Origin of the sequence: Liquorilactobacillus capillatus DSM 19910 (assembly GCF_001434915.1) — a bacterium.
GTDB classification, from domain to species: domain Bacteria; phylum Bacillota; class Bacilli; order Lactobacillales; family Lactobacillaceae; genus Liquorilactobacillus; species Liquorilactobacillus capillatus.
In genome coordinates, this window is record NZ_AZEF01000021.1 from 24,338 (window position 1) to 45,933 (window position 21,596).

13 protein-coding genes are annotated in these 21,596 nt (G+C 37.4%); 6 read left to right on the forward strand and 7 right to left on the reverse strand.

What is annotated here, in order from left to right:
- Positions 1-285: 285 nt before the first annotated feature.
- The 3 genes from FC81_RS05030 to FC81_RS05040 form a co-directional block, all read right to left on the reverse strand.
- Positions 286-2,040: a glycerophosphodiester phosphodiesterase gene (locus tag FC81_RS05030; protein WP_057743734.1), complete on the reverse strand. Its 1,755-nt coding sequence runs from the start codon at positions 2,038-2,040 to the stop codon at positions 286-288.
- A 34-nt stretch (positions 2,041-2,074) separates the two neighbouring features.
- Entirely contained in the window at positions 2,075-3,760 is a 1,686-nt protein-coding gene (locus FC81_RS05035) for an alpha-glucosidase (RefSeq protein WP_057743737.1), read from the reverse strand.
- A gap of 127 nt (positions 3,761-3,887) precedes the next feature.
- Entirely contained in the window at positions 3,888-4,685 is a 798-nt protein-coding gene (locus FC81_RS05040) for an SEL1-like repeat protein (protein ID WP_057743740.1), read from the reverse strand.
- Between the two features lie 199 nt (positions 4,686-4,884).
- Between FC81_RS05040 and FC81_RS05045 the strand changes: the two genes are divergently transcribed.
- From FC81_RS05045 to FC81_RS05070, 5 genes are all read left to right on the forward strand, one after another.
- Entirely contained in the window at positions 4,885-5,616 is a 732-nt protein-coding gene (locus tag FC81_RS05045; RefSeq protein ID WP_057743743.1) for a M57 family metalloprotease, read from the forward strand.
- Positions 5,617-5,791: 175 nt separating this feature from the next.
- Complete coding sequence (locus FC81_RS05050; RefSeq protein ID WP_057743746.1) at positions 5,792-6,037, forward strand: biotin/lipoyl-containing protein; 246 nt, start codon at positions 5,792-5,794, stop codon at positions 6,035-6,037.
- Between the two features lie 10 nt (positions 6,038-6,047).
- Positions 6,048-6,926 (forward strand): lipoyl synthase, encoded by an 879-nt coding sequence (lipA, locus tag FC81_RS05055; RefSeq protein ID WP_057743750.1) that lies wholly within the window; start codon positions 6,048-6,050, stop codon positions 6,924-6,926.
- Entirely contained in the window at positions 6,923-7,918 is a 996-nt protein-coding gene (locus FC81_RS05060) for a lipoate--protein ligase (RefSeq protein ID WP_057743757.1), read from the forward strand. The genes lipA and FC81_RS05060 overlap by 4 nt, the downstream gene beginning before the upstream one ends.
- An 894-nt stretch (positions 7,919-8,812) precedes the next feature.
- Positions 8,813-9,019 carry a hypothetical protein gene (locus FC81_RS05070; protein WP_057743762.1) on the forward strand — a complete coding sequence of 69 codons (207 nt, stop codon included), beginning with the start codon at positions 8,813-8,815 and terminating at the stop codon, positions 9,017-9,019.
- Positions 9,020-9,149: 130 nt separating this feature from the next.
- Here FC81_RS05070 and FC81_RS05075 read toward each other — a convergent pair whose 3' ends face one another.
- The 4 genes from FC81_RS05075 to FC81_RS05090 form a co-directional block, all read right to left on the reverse strand.
- Positions 9,150-9,824, reverse strand: a complete 675-nt coding sequence (locus tag FC81_RS05075; protein WP_057743765.1) for a triose-phosphate isomerase — start codon at positions 9,822-9,824, stop codon at positions 9,150-9,152.
- A 154-nt stretch (positions 9,825-9,978) separates the two neighbouring features.
- Positions 9,979-14,529, reverse strand: coding sequence for a glycoside hydrolase family 70 protein (locus tag FC81_RS05080; protein ID WP_057743768.1), 4,551 nt, complete (start codon positions 14,527-14,529; stop codon positions 9,979-9,981).
- A gap of 694 nt (positions 14,530-15,223) precedes the next feature.
- On the reverse strand, positions 15,224-16,441 hold the full coding sequence (locus FC81_RS05085) for an aminotransferase-like domain-containing protein (RefSeq protein WP_057743772.1): 1,218 nt from the start codon (positions 16,439-16,441) through the stop codon (positions 15,224-15,226).
- A 323-nt stretch (positions 16,442-16,764) separates the two neighbouring features.
- Complete coding sequence (locus FC81_RS05090) at positions 16,765-20,823, reverse strand: MMPL family transporter (RefSeq protein WP_057743775.1); 4,059 nt, start codon at positions 20,821-20,823, stop codon at positions 16,765-16,767.
- A gap of 175 nt (positions 20,824-20,998) precedes the next feature.
- Here FC81_RS05090 and FC81_RS05095 point away from each other — a divergent pair, with 175 nt between their 5' ends.
- Positions 20,999-21,541, forward strand: coding sequence for a TetR/AcrR family transcriptional regulator (locus FC81_RS05095; RefSeq protein WP_057743778.1), 543 nt, complete (start codon positions 20,999-21,001; stop codon positions 21,539-21,541).
- The last annotated feature ends 55 nt before the right edge of the window (positions 21,542-21,596 follow it).

Consider the following 21,596-nt stretch of genomic DNA (forward strand, 5'->3'; position numbering starts at 1 on the left):
TAGTTTAAGTTACGCCCATTTATTACTAATCATTTTTTAATAAAAGGTAGTATTATTTCAGGCCTTTTACCTCTGATGAAAAAGCGTTTTATCTTCCAGAGAGAGATAGCATTTAAACTACCGTTTTAGCCATGTTCTCTTTTGATAGCTAAAAAAGGCCAAAAAAAGATCCGAGACTTTTATCCCGAATCTTTTTGATTTAAACAAGTCGATCTCTAAAACAATTATTATCCTTACAATTCGTTGGCAAATAAGTTTCTGGTAAATACTCCATACTTTATTTTATTAGCGGTAGGAATTCAGCATCAATGCAAGCATCTTATAAGTATAAGTGTTCTCAGAATAATAGTTTCCAATTATTTTATTAAGTTTTGAGCCATTATCTGTAATAATTCCATCAATATTCATACTTAAATCACCATACATTGAAGGGCTGCGGTTGACCGTCCAAGTATAAACCTTCTTGTGTTCACGTTGAACCTCGCTAATAAAATCATCATTTAATGTACTGTATTCAACTGAATAAAAATCTGCGGCTGTTTTGGGCACTCCTAGTGCATTAAAAGGCAAAATATAGCCTACCTTCAACTGGGGCTGCTTTTTTTTAAGAACTGCGACTGTTTTATAATCCAGTGAATGAACAACATCTTTATGCTTTAATAATGTTTGTGCATATTTTCTGATAAAAAGAGTACGCATATTCTTTGAATCATACTTGCTTACTTTGATTTCAACAATTAAGCGCTGACCTATGCGGTGTGCGGTGCTTAAATACTTGTTAAAACTGACTAACCTTTCAGCATGTCGACCTTCACGAGCTGTCAATCTTATAGCTTGGGCTAAAGTGAGTTTCTGCACTATCAAGTTTTTCCCAGTTAATTTTTTTAAGTTAGAATCATGACACACGACAAATTGATGGTCTTTCGTCTCTTGAATATCCATCTCTGTATAGTACGGTTGCGCACTTTGATGCGTTTTTTTTAACGCACTCAAAGAATTCTGCAGTGCATTATCACCATCGACTCCTCTATGTGCAACAACAATCGGAACATTATGGACTGGTTGTCGCATAAGCGAATAATTATCTCTTACACGAATAAATAATAAAATAAATAAGCATCCCACTAGCAATCCTAACTCTAAAACAGGATGATGCTTTTCAGAACTTGGGAGTTTCAAGGTCCCCTTCTTCAACCCCTCTTCCTTGAATAAAAAGAATAAAACAATCTGTAATGATCCAACTACTACGACAGCTGCTGTTATCAGCCGTATGAGCCAGGCAATCGTCGCTAATGCCGTTGCCGAATAAAGAGCAGCTGTTCCAATAAAAAGTTCCCAAAGTTGTTGAATTCCTAATAAGAGAAGGTAACTTACTAAATTAAAAAATAACGCGCCGAGTACAAGCCCTAGGAATGCAAGAAATAGTTTTCCAAAATATTTCTTGGTTATTGTCAATGACTTCAACACAGCCGCTCTCAATGTCATCTGTTTTAAAATCATAAATGGTAAAACCATAGCGAACCTAAGACCTAAATATAGTAAAAACAGATATAGTAATGCTAAAACTGAAACGAATATAACACGTTCCTTAAAAATATAGTCTAAAATGAAAATCGGTATCTTAATTTTAGCAAGCAGCTCAGAAGTATAACCTGTTCCACTAAAAGGTAAGATTAAGAGAAAATAAAAGAGAAAGAAAAAGATCTTTTTTGAAAAAACGGCAGCTGCTTCACCTAAACTATGCTGTAGCATACTATAGGTCGAAAAACCTTTGTCACTCATATAACTATAACTACATAGCAGTAAAAATATATATTCAAAATAAGCTGCATACATTAACAAGACTAGAAAAATAAGCCCACCCGCTAATGTCAACGATGAGAAACGTGCCATCATTGATCCTGCTTTGCCAGCATCCAAGAGCCAATTACCACAAACTACTAAAGCTGGGATTACAATAAATAGAATCAACATATTAGCCAAGACGATATTAACCAAGTATTTTCTTTTACTGCCACTGTCTTTACCTAACAAGTTCACCTTGTCACATCCTTTTTAATTTTGATTGACAGTATTAGGTAAGCAGTACTGCTTGATATGGCTGCAAACTGACTTGATGACCATCGATTACCAACTGCGGTTGACTATTTAAAATAACATTCTGGGCTGAACAAGAAACGATTTGTTTGCTATTACTCAAATTAACTAAAATTAGAATCTGTTTCTTACCTAATAAACGTTTATAGGCAATTACATTTGCAGGAACATTCTTGATTTCAGCCAGACTACCAGTAGAAAACACTTGCTGCCAGACAGAATCGCTCCGCAATCGTCCCATCTTACGGTAGTAATTTAAAACTGAATCTGCCTGTTTTTCTTCAGCACTAACATTAATACCTGTTCGATCATTGCCCATTTCTAACCACGGCTTGACTTTCGAAAAGCCACCAAATTCTTCAGCATTCCATTGCATAGGGGTCCGTGCATTATCACGTGACTTAGCATTTACGATCTCTAAAGCTTCTGTTGGTGAGTAGCCTTCTGCCGTAGCCATCTTATAGTTATTAATTGAAGAAACATCATTAAATTCAATAATGCTTTGCCGTTTGAAGTTCTTCATCCCTAGTTCTTGACCTTGGTAGATAAAGGGTGTTCCTGGCAGAAAGTAGTACATTGTTGCTAGAGCTTTAGCTGCGTCAGGTGTTCGTTCAGTCGGATTTTTAATCAGCTTAGATAGCACCCGTGGTTGGTCATGGTTTTCCAATACATTAGCTGACCATCCTTGAGCTTGGCTGATTGCCTTTTGACTCTCAAAAAGTGTTTTCTTTAATTCTGAGATATCCCAATCCGTCTTGCCCCGATACCATTCATCAGCACTTTTTACTTCAATATTCATATAGCTAAAATCAAAAATCATTGAAAAATAACCAGTTGGGCCAATAAATCGTCCTAAGTCTTTTTCTGGAACACCATAAGCTTCCCCAATAGTCAAGGCTTGATACTTATCGAACGTTTCATGTTTTAATTCATCTAAAAAGAGATTTAAACCAGGACGATTCTGTCCCTTCTTTACGACTGCTGCTAAACCATCGATCCCATCAGCTGGAATATTTGCCCAGTCAAGGTCTTTCTTAAGGTGTGTGATCGCATCAATTCGGAAACCAGCTATTCCTTTTTCAAGCCACCAATTAATCATTTTATAGATTTCTTGTCGTAAGGTTGGATTTTCCCAATTCAAATCTGGCTGCTGTGCTGCAAATGTATGGAAATAATACGTTCCTGGTTCACCTTTGACCTCTGTCCAAACTGACCCTCCAAAAATTGACCGCCAATTATTAGGTCTCTTCCCATCTTTTGTAGTCTTGAAAATATAATACTTTCGGTAAGGATTATCCGGCGAAATAAGTGCCTGCTGAAACCAGTCATGTTGATCTGATGTATGGTTGATCACCAAATCCATAATAATTTTAATTTTTCTTGCATGAGCCTTTTCTAGAAGTTCATCAAAATCTTTCATTGTTCCAAATTGCGGATCAATTGCTTGATAATCTGCAATGTCGTACCCCATGTCGACCATTGGTGACTTGTAAATAGGTGAGATCCAAATCATAGTTACCCCTAGCTTCTGCAAGTAAGCAAGATGATTAATAATTCCACGCAAATCACCAATTCCGTCATTGTTTGTATCTTGAAAGGATCTAGGGTATACCTGGTAAATTACCTCTTGATCCCACCAATGTTTATTTCCCTTTTTTTCCATAAAAAGTCCTCCTTTTCCATAAAAGCCTTATATATAGAAGTATAGTTTTTTTTCTTCTTTAAACAAAGTTTTTATTTAATTTTCTCTACTCAGAAATTAGGAGAATCTTCAATTATTGTGTAGAAGCTTACTCTTGCTCGTTTCTTTCTTGATTAGTGAAAAATGAATTACACCAAATACGTTCCTCATCTGTTGATAGTTTTTCACCTTTAAAGGTCAATTTTTCAGCTATTTTTTGTAACTGTTTTGCTTTTCTATGCATAATGTTTTCTTCAAGTATCAAATTAACTTCCATTAACGCATCATCATCATTATTTTTGATAATTGCTATACCAAACCATTTTCTAGCCTGTTGTTCCTGTCCTAATTCACGGTGTAAACATCCTAAATAATAAGCCGCTTTTTTATTTCCTGCTTCATAACCTGCCGTAAAGTACTCTTTTGCATGTGTATACTCACCTGTATTCTTATGTAAAAGCCCCATACCATTATAACCAGTCGTTATTTTATGTTTAATTTGAAACTGATAGATGTTCTCAGCATTTTCATAATGACTACAATAAAGACAAATATCACCAAAGAGTTGCAGCTTCTCAAGACTATCTTCTTTTTCTACTAGCATATTTTCTTGTAGACTGGTTATCATTTTTTTGTTTTCTCTCTGAACATCAGTCATAATTTGAACAAGCTTAATAAAATTAAGCGTTTCTTCTTCAGGTAAACACTTAAGGTATTTGTTACTGATCTCTTCAAAGCTCAGTAATTCACTAAAATAATCCGGCGCTAACTTCGCTGTTATTTCCTTTACATTATCAAAACCAATTTCTCTAAGTAATATTCTTTCTTTAAAACCATATTTAACATGCATCTCTTGGATCAATTGTTGATATAACCGTTCACAATTTTTTCTCTTATTTATACTCATTTTCTTTTCACCATCCAACTTAAATTAAAGTGCTTAGTTTTTAAATACGCTTTTTTAAACTATTTTTTTGTTTTCTTTTAAATAAAGCAGCTATTTTTCAAACTTTAGAATTAATAAGCATATTCTTAAGTTATTTTTTATTTTTGCACGATGAAATTCATGTATAATCAAAACAAAGTAAAATACGAAAGGTGATTTAATGAAGATCTCAAGGTTCATCAAATTAATATTTTTGGGCATGTTACTCGCTTATTTTTTTCAGAATCCTCCTGACATTGAATATAGTAAACAGTGGATTAGCGGCAAGGTTGAGCAAGTTGCTTCGCTCTTAGAGGCCCCTCCTAAAATGACTCCTAAAGATAAGGATTCCCCCGCCTCATCCAATGACAACTCTCATTTACCTGACTCATCAAGTGCATCTACCACTTCTCATGACGCCTCTTCCTCAACTACTGTTTCCGATTCAACGTCTTCTTCTGCGGCCGTCTGGCCTAAGAAAACTGCTCGTGTGTATGTAGATTTACCCGAAAATATTTCTGCTAGTTACCGCAGTGCTTGGGAAGAAGCCTTGGACAACTGGAATAAAGCCGGTATTTTTAAATTGGTTACAATTACTAACAAAGATCAAGCTGACATTGTTTTAACAACTGAAAATAAAAGTAACACCCCACAAGCAGGCGTTGCCGAAACTAAGATGCTTATTAACCCATTAACTGGTAAAAAAGTTATTACACATGCAGTTGCTAAGCTTAACACCTATTACCTTGACGACTATTCAACTGAACGTAAAGTTAATACTGCTGAGCATGAACTTGGCCATACAATGGGCCTAGAACATACAACAGATCATCCGTCCGTAATGCAGCCTCAGGGTTCAAATTACGGTATCCAACAGTACGATGTTCAGCAGCTCAAACAACTGTATCATTAAAAAGCTCCTATCTAGTCTCCTAGCGGGGGCTTATTTAATTATTAATTTTAAAAGCGCTCGCAAATGATTAAAATATGATGCAATATTTAATTGGAAGCGCTATTTACCATTGGCGAAGTTAGTGTTATATTTAAGAAAATAATAACTTTTTAAAATTCTGAAAGGATGACAAATTATGATAAAGGAAATTCATATGCCGCAATTGAGTGCTAAGTCTAGCCAATATTTCTTCGGAAACTGGTCAAAAGAACCTGGCGAACAGGTCAAACGTGGCGATATCTTGTTCGAGGTTGAAACTGATAAAGTTGTCAGCCAAGTTGAAAGTCAAGAAGATGGCATCTTAAAAGAACAAAAAGTTAAGACAGGTGAAACAGTCACTGTAAATGACTTAGTGGCAACAATTGAAGTTTCAGAGAATTGAGGTGCATGATATGAAACAGGAATCTAAGCAACAGGAAAAGCCGGAATGGTTAAAAGTTACTTATTCTCAAAAAAAGGTTGATCAGATGAATACTCTTCTTTCTGGATTAAACCTAAACACAGTTTGTGCAGAAGCTAATTGTCCTAATCTTGGAGAATGCTTCGGTAGCGGGACCGCAGCCTTTATGATACTTGGTCCTAACTGTACACGAGCATGCCGCTTCTGCGATGTCCCACATGGTCATCCCCGTCCAGTTGATTTAGCTGAACCATTGCATGTGGCTCAAGCAGCTAAACGCCTTGGCTTATCTCATATTGTGGTTACCAGTGTTGATCGTGATGATTTACCTGATCTAGGTGCAGATCAATTTGTGCAAACAATTAAAGCACTGCGTCAAATTACCCCTGAGACAACCATTGAAGTCTTAACCCCCGATTTTCAAGGAAAAACTGAACAACTGGATAAAATCATTGCTGCTGAACCTGATGTTTTTAATCATAACATGGAAACAGTTCGCTCAATCACACCTAAAGTCCGTCATCGAGCGACTTACGCTACTTCACTGCGTGTTCTTCAATATGTGAAGGAACATGCTTCTACCAAAACATTCGTTAAAACAGGCATTATGCTGGGACTAGGTGAAAAAGATGCTGAAGTTTATCAGCTTATGGATGATCTACGCGATATCAATATTGATTTTTTAACTATTGGACAATATGTTCAACCTTCTGCTAAGCACTATCAGTTACGTGAATGGGTCCCGCTTGAACGTTATCAAAAATACTACCACGAAGCTAAGATACGTGGCTTTAAATTTATAGCTAGTTCACCACTGGTTCGAAGTTCCTATAAGGCTAAAGAAGAGTTGCTGGCGGTTTACGGAAAATGATCACTATTCCTGTTTCTTCACATGATGCTGCACAGATTTTTGCTCTAGAATATTACTTAATGACTGAAAAAAAGTTTACTGATACTATTTTTATGCTCTGGTCAACTACCCCAACTGTGATGTTGGGTAAATACCAAGATGCTGCTTCAGAAGTAAACTTATCCTATGTTAAAGACCATAAGATTAAAATAGTTCGCCGCCGTTCAGGAGGTGGCACCATCTATACTGATGAAGGAGGTTGCCAATTTACCTTTATCCAGCCAACTACAGAAAAAGTAATTGACTTTTCTACAGGGATGAATCTGATTGTTACTGCACTTGCCCAGCTAGGCATTTCTGTTACGATCGATGGTCGTAATGACCTTCTGGCAAAAGGACGTAAGGTCTCTGGGAATGCGCAATATCTTGAGGGCAACTACCGACTGCATCATGGCAGCCTGTTATTTAATACTGATCAGGCTTCTATGGCTCGTGTTCTACAAGTTGATCCCTTAAAATTAGCTTCTAAAGGAATCGCTTCTGTCCGACAACGGACTGGAAATCTACAGCAGCAACGACCTGACTGGTCAGCCACTATTTTTAGAAGATATTTAAAGCAGACTATTTTAGAGATGATTCCACACAGTATCTATCACTTAACCTCTGCTGATAAAACCTGTGTCTCTAAAATCAAGCAACGTAAGTTTAAAAGCCCTTTTACCAACAAGCCTTTTTCAGACCAGTTTAGCTGCTCAAAGAAAAAGTACCTAAAAGGTGTGGGGCTGCTACAACTTAGCTTTACAGTCAAAGAGCAACGATTGACTGCGATTAAGCTCACTGGTGACTTCTTTAGTACACTTGAGCCAAAATCCTTCTCTACTGCTTTAGTAGGGACAACTTTTAAACCTTATCCTGTATTCCAAGCTCTTAGTCAAGTTCTAACAGCAACACCAATCATGGGGCTTACTGCAGAAACATTAACGGCTTTGATTTTTGAACAGCAGGATAATTAGCACTGCTCTTTTCTTCGTACCCTCTATGAGATTTTAAGTTTAACAGTGAGCTACTTCATGGAGATAACAAGCCATGGGGGAAGCCACTGTTTATTTGTTTGCTGTCTTGCATTGCTAACTTAAATGAGTAAAAACATAGTTTATTTCCTTAATAATCTATGTTATCTTTACGAACAGGGGTAAGTTCAAATCTATTAAGCTTTGCGGTATCTAGGATGTTGACTTGACCTTTCTAAATAACAATTCAAGTGAGGTTTATCAATGAAATTTGATTGGAAGTATGGATTCATAAACAACTTTATCCTTGTTCTTTTATCTGTTATTATCTGGATAACACAGTCCTTTTCCAAAATAACCAACTTCAGACCGTATCCATGGCTGCTTGCCGGTGGTGCAATTATTTTTTTGGCTTTATATTTTCTCCTTTGGGAACGCCCTTTTAAGCGTAAGCACCCTGAATACAAAGCAAATAATCGTCAATTTAGTAGTTGGGGTTGGGTTACTATATTTACGGGCGTACTCTTACTTTTACTGTTAATAGGTACTCTCCATTTGCATGGATTCCCTCTCCTTTGGATAATGCTACTTATCCTATTTCTTAGAGACTCACTATCATCTGTTAGAATTAGAAAATAATATAAAAGAACTGTTGTAAAGCTCTAAAAAAGCACTTTACAACAGTTCTTTTGCTTTGTTAAAGACAATCTTTCAGTCATTTAAACAGAATTATTCGGTTCCCCTTATTTTTTTAGGAGTACCTGAAAAAAATGTGTTATAATGATACTTGAAAGTGTTGACCCTAGAATTAGCTTAGTTTTATAGTTTATTTTTAGGTTTAACTCATACAAGTAATGACATGTTTACTACTATTTGAGGGGGCTGATTAAAATTTCATTGAAGACTAAAAGAGTTATTTCACTATTTCTGCTAGGTATTTCAATTGTAGGACTTTTACTTTTTTCTGAAGCTATTATTGCAAAAATACTTTTTGTTATTGCACTGGCTATCTGTGTTTTAATTGCTCCTGAAACTATTTTTCAAAAGTCTGCAGGTAAGCGTGCTGCTTTACGTAAGACTAAATATCAAAAAGAAAATCGTTAAAACAAAAAAGTATTTTAATAAAACTGCGTTTATCTATCACGTTTAGTTATCATAATATTTATCTATAAAGTAAGGGACTGGATTCAGAAGAGTTAACCTCTGAATCCAGTCCCTTATTGTTTATTTATACTTACTTAAACTTTGCCATTGCTGACATCATTTCTTCTAGTTTCTCTTCCCAATCAGTTGCTTTTACGATTCCACTTGCTCCACCAGTACCTTCCGCACCCCAAGTCAGCATCTTTATAACGTCACCCGCATCATCAACCCCAGCTGCTGCAATTACCGTAATTTCAGGATTAACGGTGTGAACAGCTTTAAGCGCCTGTTTAACATAGTTTTCATCGCTCGTACTGCCTGAACCAACTAGATCAGCTGGCTCACAGATCATTATATCAGGATGCATTTGTGCGATCGCGCGACATTGTTCAAAACTATCCGCACACGCAATGCTTAACATTCCCAATGCACGAGCTTTTTTTACCCCATCATCAAGTTGAGAAACCGTCAGCGGGTCTTCCGAATGATTTAGGATCACTGCGTCAACACCATAGCTATTCAAGGCTTCAGGTAAGACAACTCCTAACTTACCAGGTTTGACTGTATCCATATGTTGCGCTGTAATAATTAAATCTGAGGTTGCTTGTTTAAGTGCAGGAATATCGATTGGCTGACTGGTAAAGAGACAATCAAGGCCATACTTATTAGCGACTTTTTCTGTTAACTGGGCTAACTTAACAACATTATCACCATACAAATATGTCTTGGGATTTACCATAAATAGTGGTTTCTTAAAGATCCTCATCTAGTCACTCCTTAAGGTTTACTTGACTAAAGTAAATAACTTTTTCTATTCAACTGACTATCTTACAGCACTTACACTCTCATTCTAACGACCAATTTTTTGAATTGCAAGCGATCACAACCAAGCTCTATTAGCAATTCGTTTTAAATATATCTTACTTAATATTTTGTTCACTAATTTCTTTTTCAATATCTTTTCTTTCAATAGCGTTTTGTATTTGAACATTAGGAATATCATTTTGTCTGACCTTAAAAGTATTTGGTGACTCCGACTGAGCTGAAAAAAGGTGTTCAAAATAATTGATCTGCAGTTCGCCACTGTCCGCCGCATAATAATATTCATTACCAGTCTGGTCCTTAACCACTCTTCCCTTAACCTGATAACCATTTTGCTCAAAATAAAGTTCTTGTCCATTGATCGTCTGTTTTCCTGTCACGGCTGTCCCTGTAGTGTCTAGGTATACCCAAGTATTAGCGGCAACTCGTTCAAAACGATTAGTTAGCAGTTCACCACTATCTGCATCATAATAATGCAACTGTCCATCTTGGTCACGTAGTGCTTGACCTTTTAGTTGATAACCATTTTGATCAAAATAAAGCTCTTGCCCGTTGATCGTCTGTTTCCCTGTCACGGCTGTCCCTGTAGCGTCTAGGTATACCCAAGTATTAGCGGCAACTCGTTCAAAACGATTAGTTAGCAGTTCACCACTATCTGCATCATAATAATGCAACTGTCCCTCTTGGTCACGCAGTGCTTGACCTTTTAGTTGATAACCATTTTGGTCAAAATAAAGTTCTTGTCCATTAATTGTCTGCTTGCCTGTTACAGCAATACCAGCAGTATCTAAATAAATCCAAACGTTTGGCTTTATTTCGGCAAAAGTACTCGTTAACATATCACCAGAGTCATTAGCAAAGTATCTTAAATGACCTGCTTGATCCCTGATAGCTGCCCCTTTAACCTGGTAACCATCATTACCAAAAAATTGAGTACTTTTCTTTCCTTTAAAAACAACTTTTGTTAGTCCACGCGCCATAGTACCATCCTGTTTAAAATAACGCCATTGTTTGAGATCGTTCATCAAGTAATCATCTGTAAAAGCCTGCCCTTGTGCATCAAAAAAGTAAAGGTTATTTTGTTCATCCTTGAAGAAAGCGTTCTGCAGTTCAATTCCATTAGGAAGGAAATAGTAAAAAGTACCGTTGATCTTCTTGAAGCCATAACACATATGACCAGTTTTATCAAAGTAATACCAGTTAGACTGTTCATCTTCAATAAAAGTCTGTTTAGCCTGGTAACCGCTCATTGAGTAATAAGTTACGCCAGTACTATCTATTGTAAATCCTGTATTGGCTGGAAGATTTAATAATTGTTTAGGCAAAAATGTTTCATTCGGACTGATTTTAAAGTATTTATTTGAACTCCAATCTTTAAGGACATAGAAAGCTCCACGTCCTTGAATGTTACTGCCATTAAAATACTTTGCTGACCATTGTTTTATGCGCTGGTTACTATCAAGTGCAACCCCTGTAGAAAGTTGTTTAACAGTAAATAATTCGGGATAAAGCTTTGCGATTTTTTTAAGAAAAGCCCCACCATACTTGGCCTGATACTTACCGCCACCAACTGTTTTGGCAACATATAATGTTTTGTTGATCACTGCCCCTTTGGTCTGTTCGCCGAAGTTGTTGACCCTTGAAGCCGTAACGACCTCTTCACCTGGAAGATTGTAAATCTGGTCTGGAACCCAATCTGCAATCACTCTCATATCCTGTGCATGTAAAGCCTTGATTGCGGTTACCAGTTGTGCAGCTGTTCCGTATTTGGTAGGAGTTTCAAAACCTAAATCATAACGGTCCGTAAAGGCATAACCATTTTGAATAATTGAATCCAAAAAAGTCTTATCTGTACTAGAACGATACTGTGGCGGCAATTCAAAATATGTAATACCCCAATCTTTAAATTGTGCTGCATTTTGGGCGATTTTTACGTTAGCATATTCACCATTATTAGTTGGAAAAGCTTGAAAATTAGAAAACCCTTCATAAATAACTTGTGAATCTAAAGCAGCATTAGAATGTAACGTTTTGCCATCCTGTGATGGTGTTGCACTACTCTCAGTTCGTGCATCTTGTTTTGGATCTGCTCCCAGTGGAACCCATGCTGCTAGAAAACCTGACACTTGTGGGTTACTTTGACCAACAATTTCAGAAGCATCAAAAATTAACTGTCCTTCATCATTTGTATATTTAAGACAACTTGCAGGTGCAGCTTCATCGGTTTGATAAGTTGCTAAACCAGAAGCTGTTGTTAGAAGTAAAGGTCGATAAGCCTGTCTGCAGTGAGCCTTCCCCATATTAATTACAATCCGATCAGCTGAGTTCAGGCGTAAGTTAGGCTCATTGCTTTCAATTACAGCGATTCCTTGCGTTCGAGCTGCTACATTACCTAAATCGTTAGCATTCAATACTCCCTTGCCATAACGAACAGAAGTTAAAACCCCATGATAAGCATTTTGTGTTTGGGATGTACCTGCAACATACTTAACAGCCATACTTTGACCACCAGCAGCAAATTGCTTACGTGCACGTAAAAGTGTATCAATTGCTGCGTAATATGGTGACTTTTGAGCCATATATTGGCCATCATCTGTATACATATCACCATAATAAACCCTTGGAGTGGTATCCTTATTAGTTAACAGCAAGGCATACGTACTGGGAATGTTATATTGAGTGAATTGCTTTACAGTTTGTAATTGATCCGCGTTATAAATTTCAAAAGCTTTTTTTAATTGATCTAAAGTAAAGGTTAATCCATCCGAATTGGGGTCAATTTTTTCTTTGATAATCTCAGCAATTACTGTTTGAACTTCACTATCATGAGCTCTAACAAAAGAGTAATTAGGAATGGCTTCATTTTCAGTTTGATCATTAGCCCGATTTACCAAACTATTAGAGATCAAAGGTTCTAACCCACTGCGGGCATTGTGGTTTCCATCTCCGTTGGGCATTGTTAAAGCGTACTTTAATGATAAACGAAATTTATTATCCATCGCGGCTTGATTTGAACCATGATCTTGAACATATTGCGCATCATTATCACTCCAATCCTCTAAGATCGAAAGATGTTGATTGGCATTTTGATCATTTTGGTCAACTTTATAAGCATCTTTAAAATAGTCAGCAGCGATTTGCAACAAATCAGCATCTACATTATCAACAGCATCTACTCTAATACTATCAAAGTTTCCAGCAGCATCATGTTTAACGATTGAGCCAAAGTTTAGCAAATAATACATCCAATTCAGCTGTTCAGCCTGCACCACCGGGTTAGAATTATCAACATCATTAGCTAAAAGAAACTCATAACCACCTAGACTGTTATCAGTTGTATAAGCTGGATGACCTTGCTGGTTAGTTGGCGTTCGGTTAAGCAACCGGTAATTTGAGTTGGCTTTTGAAGTAAGTGGACTGTTTCCATAAAGCAACGCCCCTCCTTGCAGATGATCTTTATCGTCCCCAGTTGTTGGTGACTCACTGTTCATATTCCAATTAGGTTGTGTCTTAACAAATTCAGCGATCAAATCTTGTAACCATTGTGTTGTCCCCATCTGCCCAATTTTCTTTTCAAGCTCAACTTGGACCTGTTGAGCTGAAAAGTTTAGCTCAGCTTGGTCGTCCATAACTGTATATGTTTTGTCACACCCAAATTGATGCTGCATAAAATTCAGATAATTTACCTGTGTCTTTTTATCCGGCCACCAATCCATCAGCAGTGGACGGTAGTCAGAGTTTGTTGCTGGGCGCCACTGTGTTCCATTCTGTAGAATTTTTTTAGGCCGGTACCAGCTATTTGCAGTGAGATACCCATCCGTTGTCTTAAAACTTTCAGTAGAAGTATTATATACGGCATTATTTTCAGTATAACTATCATTTAAGTTAGCTAACCCTGTTTGATAAGTGACCGGCGTAGTTGTTAATTCACCTGTATCTTTAGCAAAATACAGCGTTTGTCCGTCAATATCAAGGGCAAAATTTTTTTGGATCTGACCATTATTATCGACATAATATTTTTTACCATTGATCGTTTTGATATTTTTAGAATCTGCTGTGATTTTATCCCGATCAGGCACAGTCGTTGTGGAGGTGGTTATCGTTTTGGGCTCATTAACCGTTGCCGGCGTTGGTGAAGTTTGAAGCGGCTGGTTAGTATTCTGGTTTGATAACGATGGTTGCTGCTGTTTCTCAGAATCCGGTTGTGTTCCTCCCCTATTTGGGTTTGTTGTTTGCTTAGATGAAGGTTGTGGTGATTCTTGAATATGTAGTCTATCTTGGTCTGTCAGCTTCTGTTTTTGCTGGTCCAACTTTGGCTGCTGAGGAGCTGAATGGTCCTTATCCTTTTCAGCTATTTGAGCCTGAACATTATTCTCTGCAGTATTCGTTTTAGCTGACTGATCGTTAGTTGCTGGTTGGCCATTTGACTTTAAGTCCGACTGCGTTATCTCTTTCTCTGGAGCTAACTCCTTTTCTTGGGTAACATCATGGACTGCATTCGTCTTTTTGTCCGTTAAAACTGTATCCGCATGAATCATAGGACTAACCGTTGCAGAGCCCGATAATAGGCAGAAAGAAGTTAATACTGCCCAGATAAATTGCTCTTTTTTCCGCTGTAATTGTGGTCTGTAGTATAACCTGTTATTCACTATCTCTATTCCCCCTAAATTAACTAGTCTAAATAACACTTCAGAATCAGGTCTTTAAGCCTGACAGGTTTACTTTTCCCCAAGGTGTTCTTACCCGCCATCTAAAGTCTATTTTTTTATCATGTTTTATTAACTTCATATCAAAAATATGCTTTTTAAATATAAAGGGATAATAAAATAAACTAACATTTAAGAGGTTACCATATTTTTTACGCTTTATTTTTTAAATTAAAATAAACTAACTTACTGAATTGTGATAGTTTTGCCTTCTTTTTAAAATCTTTTTGTAATTAAACTTAATTATTTTTACCTTTATTCAAACTTTAGTTTATATAATTTTGCCAGCACAGAACTTTTACTTTCTAAAAGGTAACGAAAGAAATTTATTAATATAATTATTAGCTAGGCATGATAGCGTTCTTAATTATTACTAGCTAAAAATAAGTTATTTTAAATTGACGCTGTTAAACTCTAGTTTTTTTGTATATTTTATCGGTCTAAAAAGATTCTTTTTTTAAACATTTATCAATATAAATATGTTACTAAGGACTATTGAATTCTAATTAGTTTATAATTTAGTCCTTTATATATCAAAGAAACAGGACTCCAAAATAATTCGAGTCCTGTTTCTTTAGTATTATATTTATTATCGCGAAACTTACTAAGTGGTGGTACTTTTTTAGCTCAATTAAAGCTAAAGAGCGATTTTAACTTTTTTTAGCATAATAGCTTGTCGAAGACTGTTAGAAAGCTTAGTAATCCCGAGCTTAATTTGCTCTTCACTTACACCAGAAAAGTTTAAGCGAATACCATTCTGCTGATCCTTATGCGCATAGAAAACTTTTCCAGGGACAAAACTAATCTTATCTTCTGGGATACACGTTTCGTTTAACAGCTTCTGTACATTTATTGCATCCGGTAATGTTAACCAGATAAAGAAGCCACCCTCTGGTCGCGTATATTCAACTTCTGCGGGCATTGTCTCATCAAGCACTGCAAGCATTGCCTCTAGTCGGCTACGATACGTTGGCAACATCCCTGCAATATGTTTCTTTAAGTCATTGTGCTCCATATATTGTTCTAATGCTGCTAAAACAAGCCCCGGTGTTTCTAAATCACTGCTAGTTTTTAATTTGCGTAGCCGCTGGATTATTGCTTGGTCAGCTACTACCCAGCCTACTCGTAACCCTGGCATAAGGATCTTGGAAAAACTGCTGACAAACAAAACATGTCCTTGCCGATCAAATGATTTAATTGCAGGTAGCTGTTTTCCCTTATAACGCAAATCACGATAAGGGGTATCCTCAAGAATAAGAAAATCATATTTTTCAGCAAGTGTAACTAACCTTTTCCGTTTGGCAAGCGACATCGTTACACCGGTCGGGTTATGAAAATCAGGCACAGTATATAATAACTTAATTCCTGGATGATGCTGCAGTAAGTGCTCTAACTGCGTTAAATTCAGACCATCCGGTTCAAGTGCAACATCATAATAACGTGGATCATACTGATCAAAAGCTGACAGAGCACCCACATAAGTTGGCGCTTCAACTACGATCTCATCGCCTGCGTTTAACAGAAGTTTTCCAATAAGGTCTAAAGCCTGTTGTCCACCTTGTGTTAATAAAATATTGGCCGGAGTAGTGCTGATCTGCGCTGTTTGTTCAGCCCACGTTGTTAGTTGTCTCCGTAATTGTGAAAATCCACTTACTGTTTGATATTCAAACATCTGATTACCATACGCTTCGATAGCATGGTTGAAAGCTTGCTTCATCTCTGTCACTGGAAAGAACTGTGCGTTAGGGTTACCTGCAGAAAATTTAATTCCCTCATTACCTAAGTCTCCGCCAAACATTTCAGCTAAGCGATCTTCTGAGCCAACTACTACTCGATCTGCGAATATATCTCCCATATCCAACCATCCTCCTTGGTGTGATCCCTTTGTCTTTGATAATGACAGTATATCTTAGTTCTTATGATAAATAAAATTCAACTTTTTCATTGATAGATGAATTATATTCATTATAATTAGAAAAAGAACCTGTTTTATTCTTTTCAAATAAAGTTTTATTTCAGAAACTAAGGTTAACTACTCGTTACTTACTAGCTAATTTGAAGTACGAGAATCAAAAAAAGATCAGACCAAAAGTTTATTTTTGATCTGATCTATTAATTTAATCATACTTATTATAAGTAATACTAGCTAACTGTTACACTTGGTTTTTTTAAAGATTATTACTTTCTGTCTTCATCTATTTGTTGTTTTTCCATTCGATCAGTTAGCGGATAAGTTAATCTAATCAAGCTTGGGATCACTACTGGAATAGCAAATACCAAGATACCCAAACCAATAATCACAACTAACGCCACCTGGATCAGTGTCAATACACCAGATGGAATTAGGGCTGCGAAAGTTCCGCTTAAAATCAATGCTGCTGATAAGACAACAGCACCGATGACGGCTGATGCCCGAATAATCCTTGTACTAGGTGTTGCTGTCGCATTATCAAACTCTCGGTACTTCATCATCAAAAAGATACTGTAATCAACCCCTAAAGCAATCAACATAATGAACCCGAAAAATGGTGTATTCCAAGTAAGCATATCCTGGCCTAAGAAAAGATGACTGATTAAACGCGTAATACTTAAGGACATGACGTATGCCAGCAGTAATGTTCCTAAAATATAGAATGGTTGTAAAATTGAACGTGTAATCACCATTAGGGCTAACAAGATTCCAATCAACATGATTGAGGCTGTCCGCACAAAGTCATTTGAGGCAATTTTCTGGATATCGTTAATAAATGACGTTTCCCCGCCAGCAGCGACCGTTGCATTGGCTAATGGTGTTCCTTGTAACGATTTCTGTGCCTGTGCCTGGATCTCCGTAATCTTCTTCATTGCTTTTTTTGAACTTGGATTTTCATTTAAAATAATGGTAATTGAAGCCGCATGCTTGTCTGCAGACATATAGGCTTTAATTGCCTTATTATAGGTTTTTCCCTTCAATACTTGTTCAGGAACATAGTAAGTATCAGCGGCAGCTGAATTTTTAAGACCCTTTAAATAACCGTTTGCGGTTTTGACCCCACTATTAATCTTCTTCGTCCCCGCACTAGCAGATTGCAACCCATTTTGTAGTGTGGCCATCTGTGGCACAAGTGCTTGGAGTGAATTAGACATTGCCTGCTGACCAGCATTAACTGTTCCTAAGCCTGTCGTCAATTGGCCTTGCTTTTCAGCTAAGGTTTGATTACCTGATGCAAGTTGTGCTGCCCCATTGGTTAGCTGCGAAGAACTAGCTGCCAGTTTATTAGTTCCCGCATTTAAAGCTCCAATTGCACCAGTGAGTTGTGGAATTTGACCTTGTAGTGTTGTCATTCCAGCAGCTAACTGCCCAGAACCTGCATTTAGCTGTCCAATACCGCTAACTAGTGCCGGAGTCTTAGAACTTAACTGGCTGACACCATTGTTTAGGGATGCCGCTCCATTAGTCAGTTTATTTGCTCCAGTTGCTGCACTGGCCACCCCGTTTGTATATTCACCTAATTTATCCTTTAACTCATTCGTTCCGGAACTCAATTGACTAAGCCCAGTCGCTACTTGCTGTGAACCATTCACTAAACCTATTTGATTTGACGTTCCGCCCAGGGCAACTTGAATCTGTTGCATCCCTGTAATAGCTTGGCTAAGCTTGTCCAGCGCCTGAATTGAAGCATTATTGGCCTGAATTGAATTTGATGCCAATGTTCCTAAATCGGATAATTTACTCATTTGGGTGCTCAATGACTGTAATTGACTTAATTCACCCGCTAAAGATGTACCAGTTGCCGAAAGCGAGCTTAAATCATTTTTAAGTTCGTTAGCACTATCATTTGCAGTACTAAGTCCGCTTTGAGCATTCGTTTTTTGTGTAGCGATTTTTTGAGAAACCGCATTAAGAGCAGCAGTCAATGCAGCTGTTTGTTGTGAACTCAAAGCTTGTCCACCATTTTTCTGTGCACCTTGATTAACTGCTGTAATAACACCAGCAATATCGGTAGAACTAAAACCAGCATTGGTTGAAGATGAACTAACTAGCTGACTTAGTGCCTTTTGCAGTGCTTGCGCATCCGCGTTCACCTTATCACTTGAGGCTGTCAAAGCCTGTGTAGTTGTTTGGAGCTTACTGAGATCAGGCAATGATGTTGTACTAGTACTTTGTTCCAAAGCAGTCATTGCCGTGTTTAGTTTCTGTAAATTCGTCTTTAATTCCTCAATTTGACCTGTGTTTCCCGTAGCTGTAGCGGTATTAACTTTACTCTGCAGTTCTTGAAGTCCACTTGAAACCTGAGCTGAACCTTGCTGTAATTTTGCAACACTTGTATTTAAAGTTGCCGTTCCAGCAGCCACCTCATCTTTTTTGCTGTCTAAGGTATTAAGACCATTAGAAAGTGATTGTGTTCCGGTAAACAATGAGCCGGTCCCATTAGCTAACTGTCCGATCCCAGCAGTTAACTGACCTGTTTTGCTATTCAATTGTCCCAAACCATTGTTCAATGAGGTTGCTCCTGTTGCTAGCCGTGAGACTCCATTGGCCAGCGTTCCTGTCTTACTGTTTAATCGATTAAGACCATTGTTGACCGTGAAAACACCGTTAGCATACGTGACCGTTCCTTGTCGCAGTGCACTAGCTCCATTGGCTAGTTGTCCTGCACCATTACCTAATTGCTGACTGCCATTTTGCAATTTGGTTGTTCCAGCAGCCAGTTTCTTAGCACCTTCAACTCCTTGTTGAATATTTGCATTACCGATCTGTCCGCTCGCGCTGTCTAAACCATTGCCGATTTTATTCAACCCGTTTCGAGCAGATCTCATCCCACCTGTAACACTCGTTAACTGCTTGTTAACATACAGTTTCTTTATTGGAGTTCCACCAGGTTGCGTAACCGAGGCAACTGTTTTGACCCCATCGATTTTTTGCAAACGTTTAGTTAAAGCATCGATCTCTCTTAAATCACGCTCATTATTTAAAGGATGACTACTTTTAAGATATAATGTCGATGGTTCTGCTGTCCCTTTTGAAAAATGATTCTGAACAACTTTGAATCCTTGCTTAGCCGGAATTGAATCGTTCAGTTCTGCAAGTGTATCGTAGTTCAACTCATTATTAAAAATGAGTAAAAATGGTAAAGAAACCCCAAGTACAATAGCAAGATATACTAACGGTAAACGAACAGCACGTGTTGCTAAACCATGCCACAGTTTACTACTGCTGCCGCCATTGAAAGTTTTCATTGGCCAAAATAACTTTGGCCCTAAGATAGCCATAAAAAATGGATTTAGTGTCAGCAACACCAGTAATAAAACAGCAACTGCGACCGCAACGCCGACAGCTGACCGGTAAACCGAAAACTTAGCCAATCCTAAGGTCGCAAAACCGATTAGAACTGATGAACCACTATATAGAATAGTTCGTCCTGCTGTTTTTAAAGCGGCCTGCGTAGCAGCAACTTTACTACCGCCACGGCTAAGTTCTTCTTTAAATTGATCAAAAAGTAAAATATTATAATCTGTCCCGATCCCAAACAAAACAACTACCATAAAAACCTGAGTGAAGTTAGATAAGGGAAAATCAAATCGATCAACCAGATTCATTACAATACTTAATGAAATAATAAATGACACACCAACTGATAGTAACGAAACTAACGGTGTGATCGGTGACTTGAAAACAAGCATCAAAACAATAAAGATAAAGATAACCGTGATCAACTCTGTCTTTTTAATTCCGGCCTCTGTTTCTTGGGTGAAATCATCATTTAAGATATCACTTCCCGTAACATAGGTCTTAACACCACTTGTCTTAGCAGCCTTAGTAATACTCTTATTCATCTCAGCAACCGTTTGCTGGCTACCTACCATTAGTTGTAATAGCTGAGTTGAATTATCTTTTGAGATCAGTTGCTTCTTAGTAGCGGCATTATCATTTGCAGATGTCAAACTTTTGACATGATACTTCTGCTTATTCTGCTTAAAATGACTAATTGTTTGTTCAATAGCGTTTTTTTGCTTACTTGTTAATGGCGAGTCTCCGTTATTAAAAACTACGATTACCTGCCGGGCTCCTCCTTGATTTCGTCCCCAATTATCTTGAATAGCTTGGGCTACTTGACTTTTAGCGGTGCTAGGCAGCTTAGTTTGGCCTTTTTCGCGAAGAAGATTGCTGACATTAGGCAGCAAAACAACTGCGGCCAGCATAACAATCAACCATATAACTGCTTGGATAATAAAAACTCTTTTTCTCTCGTGCATGCTTTATCCCTTCCTCATTAATAGTTAAAAACACATAGTGACATTTAATGAATACTGTGTTTAAATAATAACAATATGTTAATTTAGATTAGTGTAAATTTCAATCATCAATTTATAACGAAGTGTTATTAACTGAACAAATTCGCTATTAATATTTATTTAATGAGGTGAAAAAATGGTAGGTATCAAAAATAATCGGCGGGCGCAGATGACAAAACGTATTATTCAAGAAAGTCTGATTCAATTACTGCATGAAAACAATAATTCACTAAACGAGATTACCGTCACTGCTGTCTGTAAAATCGCTGATGTTAATCGGGGGACTTTCTATGCACATTATAAGGATGTTCCTGATTGTATGCGTGCAATGGAGAAGAGTGTCAGTGACGAACTTTTTGAAGAGCTCGCTCTAAATCAACAGTGTGATTCATGGGAGATGGTTTTAACAGGTATCTTAGGTGTAGTTAAGGAGAATCATGCTGTTGCAGCTTACATTCTTGGTAACGACCATGACTTTCTCACTCATTTCCTCTCATCAACTAAAAATAAGCTTCTTGAACAAGACCGTAAAATGAACCCGCAGCTTGGTATTCACGAGAGCCAATACATGTATGAGTTCTACCTCAATGGAATTGTTGGCGTCATCCGTTATTGGTTAAAAAATGGTTTACAGGAATCACCTGAAAAGTTAGCTAGAATTATCAATGAATGTCGCTAAAAGGGTTCTACAATATCTGTTGTTGGTAATAGATTTCTCTATTACTAATGACAGA